The 6,593-nt window shown below is 65.5% G+C and carries 4 protein-coding genes; 3 read left to right on the top strand and 1 reads right to left on the bottom strand.

The genetic code is table 11. The annotated features are described in order from the left end of the window. From MJ783_RS21020 to MJ783_RS21010, 3 genes are all read left to right on the top strand, one after another. Positions 1 to 1,122 (top strand): transposase (locus MJ783_RS21020; RefSeq protein WP_239313063.1); only part of this gene is annotated, 1,122 nt, incomplete at its 5' end. 156 nt (positions 1,123 to 1,278) lie between these two features. Beyond that, positions 1,279 to 1,806: a hypothetical protein gene (locus MJ783_RS21015; RefSeq protein WP_239313062.1), complete on the top strand. Its 528-nt coding sequence runs from the start codon at positions 1,279 to 1,281 to the stop codon at positions 1,804 to 1,806. Between the two features lie 527 nt (positions 1,807 to 2,333). Then, positions 2,334 to 3,116: a hypothetical protein gene (locus MJ783_RS21010; protein WP_239313061.1), complete on the top strand. Its 783-nt coding sequence runs from the start codon at positions 2,334 to 2,336 to the stop codon at positions 3,114 to 3,116. A 230-nt stretch (positions 3,117 to 3,346) separates the two neighbouring features. On the opposite strand, the gene MJ783_RS23790 is transcribed toward MJ783_RS21010, so the two are convergent. Further along, positions 3,347 to 6,553, bottom strand: a complete 3,207-nt coding sequence (locus MJ783_RS23790) for an NB-ARC domain-containing protein (protein WP_370651750.1) — start codon at positions 6,551 to 6,553, stop codon at positions 3,347 to 3,349. Between the last annotated feature and the right edge of the window lie 40 nt (positions 6,554 to 6,593).

Raw genomic sequence — 6,593 nt, 5'->3', positions numbered from 1 at the left:
TACGGCCGTGACGGTTACCGCCTGCTCGAACAGGTCGCCGCGCCGGCCGCGCCGCCGTGGCTACGCGAGATCCCCGCCGTCGACACGCTGCGCCGGATCTGGATCCAGCACTTCTACCGGACCACCACGTCGAGGGGCGCGGAGGTGGTGCGGCGGCGGGAGAGCGCATCCGAGGGCGGGGACGGTCTCCCGCCCGGCAGAGACCGCCTCATCTCGCCCTACGACCTCGACGCACGCCACAGCGTCAAACGCGACCACGGCTGGGACGGATACAAGGTCCACTTCACCGAGACCTGCGACGACCCGTCGTGCACCCCCACCCCCGCAGACGCGGCTGGAACGGCCAGCGGGCCAGGGCAGGCACCGGTCGCGCGGCCAGCGGAGACCGGCCGCGGCGACCCACCCAACCTGATCATCGGGGTGCTGACCACCGTGGCGACGACCTCCGACGCCGCCGCGCTGGAAGAGGTCCACACCAGGCTGGAGCGGCGCGGGCTGCTGCCGGCCGAGCACCTGCTCGACTCCGGCTACCCGAGTGCCGAGCAGATCGTGCGCTCCGCCCGGGCCTACGGGGTCACGCTGGTCACCCCGGTCCTGCTCGACCAGTCCGCGCAAGCCAGAGCCGGGCAGGGCTACGACAAGGCGAGCTTCTCGTTCGATTTCGACCAGCGGCGCGGAACCTGCCCCGAGGGCCGGGCCAGCGCGTCGTGGACGCCGTGCCGGCAGGCAGAACGCGACGCGATCGTGGTGAGTTGGGCCCGGACGGACTGCGGCCCGTGCACGAAACGGGAGCTGTGCACGACAGGCACCCGCCGGCAGATCACCATCCGGGATCGGGAACTGCACGAGGCCCTCGCGGCCGCGCGGGCTGAGCAGACAACCGACGAGTGGAAACGGCGCTACGCCGCCCGGGCCGGCATCGAGGGCACCATGCGCCAGACCACCCACGTCACCGGCGTCCGCACCGCCCGCTACGTCGGCTTACCGAAGACAACCCTCGAACACACCATCGCCGCAACCACGATCAACATGATCCGGCTCGATGCCTACTGGACCGGCAAGCCCCTCGACCGCACCCGCGCCACCCACCTCGCCCGGCTCGACTTCACCCTCGCCGCCTGAATTAACCAGCAGGGTCTCTCCAGCCGGCAAAACGCGCTTCGTCGGGCGTAGTCCGACGTCCCTCTACCAGACGTCGCGTGCCCGCGTTTCCGTTCTTCATCGCCGCGCGCCGGGCGAGCCCCGTGCGCGGGGAATCCCACGAACAGGAAGCACCTCATGACCGACCCGACTGCACCCTTGATCCCGTTGTCCTTAGCCCATCTGCCGACCGTTGGCGGCCTCGTCGTCCCGTGGATCACCCCCCGCACCGGCAACGGGCGCCACCTGTTCGGCGCCGTCGACGGCAACCGGAAGGACCATGCGCTGCTGGGGCGTCTGTGTGGCGTGTGCGGCCGGCGCCTCGACGAGCGGCTGGTGCTGCTGTTGCGGCTGTCTGACCTGCCCCGGCGGTGCACCGCCGAGCCGGCGCTCGACCCGATCTGTCTGGCCTACACCGCCGCGGCCTGCCCGATGCTCGGCGGACGTCTCGACCACTACCGCACCACGCCGCAGGCTCTTGATCCGACGATGGCGCCCCCGGCGGACTCGTCGGCTCGCCGCGGCGCACCCGCCGAGCCCTGGTTCACCGTCTGGCTACGCAGCTACAAGGTCATCGCCGACCACGGTACCATCGCCGCCTCCTACGCCGGCAGCACACCGATGCGGATTCGCCCCCTCACCTGGGGGCCGCTCTTCTCCGCGTGACGGCCCGCGAGCACGCACGGCGTTTTCTGCCCGCCGTGACCCCGGCCCGCGCCTGCCACCTCGGCCCTATCCGCCCCTGCCCCGTGAAGGGAGCGAATGGGGCATGCCCGCGACTTCCCCGCCGACCGCCCGGCGCTGGCACTCCTGACGCGACCAGGCTCGCGGAGGCCGTCGCTCGTGCCTGCCACCACGCCAACCGCACGGCGTCCCCGCAGATTCCGTTGTCCACTGTCGCAGCCCTCGCCCTGATCACACCACCGCCGGACAGCTCTCCGCCACCGCCGATCTGATCGCCGGGCTGGACACCGAGCAGTTCCGCGGGTTTGTGCGACCCCAGTGGACGATCTTCGTACGAGCGCGGCCCGACCCGCTGCCCGCCGCCTGGCCCTTGGTCCAGCCGTGGCTCGGCGCCGATCCGCCCGATGCAGCCGCCCGGCGCGGACCGTCAGCGCTCGAGACGCGGTCATCCCATCACCCCGATCAGCTCGCCCACGCCGTTCGCCCGCGCCCGAGAGGACCGCCCCGCCATGCCGTCGACCCCGCACCTCATCGGCTACGCCGAGCTACTCGGCCGACTCCGCCACGTCCTGACCGTCAACGGCGAGGACGCCGTCACCCGCCGCGCCGACGACAGCCCCTTCCAGCCCTACTTCGACCGGTACGGCTGGCCGCACCGGCTCCACGCCCACGTCCTGTTCGGACTCGATTCCCACATCGACCCGACCAGCCTGCTCAACCTCGAACCCGCCGTCGTGGTCTACCAGGCGCTCGGCTACCCGCTGACCGCCAAGGCCACCGCATTCGCCCGCGAGACCGAGCAGCTCACCGAGCAGGGCTGGACCTGGGGCCACACCCTCGACACCGCAACCATCCGGGCGGTCCAGGACGACGAGCCGCAGGACACCCACATCGGCGACGCTGCCGTGCTGGCCGTGCTCTCCCACGTCGCCGCCCGCCACGCCGCCGAGATGACCACCCCGAACGGTACGACCGCGCTGTTCCACTGCGGCTACCCGTTCCCCCGACGGTCTGCGCGTGTTGCTCTCGCCTCACGGGCTGCCGCCCGTCGGCGGAGGTCCCGGAGGAGGGCGCTGCAGGTAGAACTGGGACTGGCGCAAGATCGAGCCGATGCGGAAGCCGCGGGCCATCGATCCGACGTGCTGAAGGGCTTGCGGGTCGCCGGTCTTCAGGAGAACCACGAGGCCGACGACAAGGTAGGTGGCCCAGCACAGGAAGGCAGCTACTGCCGGCACCGCCGTCATGAGGTCGCCTTACCGTTGCGCGGAGTACTGGACCGACGGCATGGTTAAGTGCCGGCTACGACACCACCTGCTGGCGTCCGTCCTTGGCAGATTTCCCCGCCGAGGTGCTCCGCCCCATCGGCGGGTCCGGCCCGCCTATGGCCAGTGCCTGGGATGCAGTTTCCATGGCCATGTAGTGGGCCGGTACCGGGCGAAGATCGCTGATCTGAGCGCGGACCAAGGTACATTGATCGGTGTCAGGATAGACTCGGCGCGGCACGGCGGAGCAGGGGGCAAATCTACCTGAGATAGCTGAACTGATAGAGTCCTCGCTGTCCGGTGGCGCAAAGAGCGGTTCCGCTCGGATCCCATGCACATCTGGTAAGTGGTGCAGCAACACGAATTCCGCACAGACACACGCCTGTGGCCGTGTCCCAGATTCGGACTGTGTGATCGCTGCTAACCGAAGCTATTGTCCCGCCGTCGGGAGAGAAAGTGCATCCGGTGACAAATCCGGTGTGGCCCCGGAATGCGCGAACTTCTCTTCCGCTCGCAACGTCCCAGAGTCGCACCGTTCCATCGGCTCCCCCAGAAACGACGTGGCGCCCATCAGGAGAGAATTGGCCAGCCCACGCATAGTCGGCGTGGCCTTGTAATGTGTGAACGGGGAAGCCGGTTACCGTTTCCCATATCCTCAGCGTCGCGTCATCTCCAGCCGATACAATGCGTCCGCCGTCCGGGGAGAACTGGCAATCCGATATCTCATTAGCCTCACCGCGGATGGTGCGGATCTCGACGCCTGTGTCCCGATCCCAGATCCGTACTGTCCCATCATCTCCGGCGGAGGCGATTAGGGTGCCGTCTGGCGAAAACGAACAGGCCAATACACGGCCTTCGTGGCTGTTCATCTCTCGTAGTAGGGTACCTGCTGCCGCGTCCCAGATCCGTATTTTCCCGTCATCGCCAGAGGAGACGACGAGTCTGCCATCGAAGGAGAACGCACAGCCTAGTACCCACCCTTCGTGGCTGTTCATTCTTCGTAGTAGGGTACCTGCTGCCGGGTCCCAGATCCGTATTTTCCCGTCATCGCCAGCGGAGACGACCAACGCTCCGTTCGGCGAGAAGTTGCAGCACCATACCCGGCCGGTCTGTCCTCGTATGACTCTTATTCTGGCTCTTGTCGAGACATCCCAAAAACGAACAGCAGCATCATCTCCGGCCGAGACGACCAGATTTCCATCCGGCGAGAAGGTGCAGCTCCATACGCGGCCGGCGTGTCCTTGTAGGACTTTGACTTCGGCTCCTGTCACAGCGTCCCATAGCCGAACCGTCCCGTCGCCGCCCGCCGAAGCGATCAAGGCGCCATCCGGCGAGAAACAGCAGCTCCATACGCGGCCGGCGTGTCCTCGTAGGACTTTGACTTCGGCTCCTGTCACAGCGTCCCATAGCCGAACCGTCCCGTCGCCGCCCGCCGAAGCGATCAAGGCGCCATCCGGCGAGAAACAACAGCTTGCCGTCCACGCGGCGTGGCTGAGCAAGGACTGGGTCAAGGCACCGGTTGCTACATCCCAGCTTCGCACTGTTCCATCGGCGCCTCCAGATACGATCGTGGCGCCATCGGGCGAGAAGGTGCAACTCCATACGCGGCCGGCGTGTCCTCGTAGGACTTTGACTTCGGCTCCTGTCACAGCGTCCCATAGCCGAACCGTCCCGTCGCCGCCCGCCGAAGCGATCAAGGCGCCGTCCGGCGAGAAACAACAGCTCGTTACTCGCGCGGTGTGCCCTCGTAGCGCCCGCACCATCCTGCCGGTCGCGGTCTCCCAAAGCCTGACAGTGGTATCCGCACTAGCCGAAGAAATCAGCACTCCGTCCGGAGAGAAAGAGCAGCTTCTTACTCGATCGGTGTGTCCACGAAAGGCCCGGATGAACATCCCGGTCTGCCTGTCCCAAAGACGGATAGTCGCGTCGTCGCTAGCGGACACGATCAGCCTTCCGTCTGGAGAGACAGCACAGTCGACCACCGTCCCGGCGTGAACATTTGCGCTTGAGTCATCCCGGTCAGGCAGCTGCCACCGATTGTCGATCCGCGGCCGAGCGAGCCCTTCTCGATAACGAGCGACGACCTCCTGGAGCCCGCTGATGCCGTCAAGTCTGGTCACCAACGTTGCACTCAACACCGATATCGGCGTCGCTGGCGCTAGAAGATAGGCAACCTCGACGAGCGCACGTTGCATAAGGTTGGCTCTCGGAGTGTTCATGAGCCCAAGGTCTGTAACAATAGGAGCAGGAGAGCCTAGCCTCTGAATTTTAGCCTCTACCCATCGTAAGTCAGAAACCAATAATGCGAGCTCTTCCAGATGTCCGGCCTCATTCAAATGATATGGAATAAATTGCCACAAGTATAAAACTTCATCCGGCAATGAGTACCAGGCTGAAGAGCTATTCGGGCCGAGGGCTGCGCGCGCAGCCTCGACGAATCTTGAATGGGTGGCCATGAGGCCATCGCCGCCGATCTCGTGAAGTAGATAGGCTCGGATAACGTCATGGAGAGAGAGCGCGGGAGACGAACTATGCCACCGGGCTGAAGCGAGCCGGAGTCGCGTGAGTTTGCTTCGCAGTCGGCGACAGGCTTCGATATTGGCCTGACTGGTTGCTCCCCAGAGGAGGTTCAGGGTTTGATCATCGATTACAGCGTCCTCTGGGAAGATTGCTAAATCGAGGTAGCGATCTCGCTCCCAAGTGTTGAGTAGGCGGAGGCTTGCCGCCATCGTCGAAGAGACTGCTTGATCACGGCTTTCGGGATCGTCCACGTCAACGGCAGTTGGACCATCACGCTCGAGGCGATCAGCAACCCAAACTGCGGCATCGTCTAGCGATGCGCCGGCTTGCACATGGCCAACGATGGCGGCATTGATGAGGCCAAGGAGTACTGGCCACCGTCCGGCAAGCCGTACTAGCCGGTCGACCACTCCGGACTGCATCCCCGCAGCGCCCGCAGTTACTGTCGCGACCGCCTCATCTACGCTCATCTCGTCAACAGGCACCGTGACCCCGTCACGGGGAACGATCCCCACATTACGGGTGGTTACCAGGCGACGGCAAGTGGGTCCCCCGATAAGAAATGGTTCTAGTTGAGTCTTGGTCCAAACGTCGTCGACGACCATCAAGGTGGGCTCACGCCGATCGAGAAGCTCACCAAGTCTCGATCCAGCCACCCATGGGTCGGCGGTTCCTGGTCGTTCGCCTGACAGAATCTCGCACAAACGGCAGATTTCGTCCGCTAGTTCTGCGCCCTTTCGGTGCTCGCCGATCGTAGCCCACAGCAACCCGCCTGGAAAACGCTTCACGACCTCTGGACTACGGCAGACATATGCTGCTAGTGTTGTCTTCCCGAATCCGCCGGCACCCTCCAAGGTCGTAGTTAAGCCGACGGCTTCCGAGCCCGGTCCGGTAAGTGCCGCCAGCAAGGCGGTCGTCTGCTTAGCACGGTCGACAACGGGTCCCATCGGCGCCGGCACTACCCATGGCCTTCGTGCTGACTGTGGG

The organism is Protofrankia sp. Cj3, assembly GCF_917627355.1.
In the GTDB taxonomy this organism is placed as follows: domain Bacteria; phylum Actinomycetota; class Actinomycetes; order Frankiales; family Frankiaceae; genus Protofrankia.
This window is presented reverse-complemented; position numbering and strand designations above follow the sequence as displayed.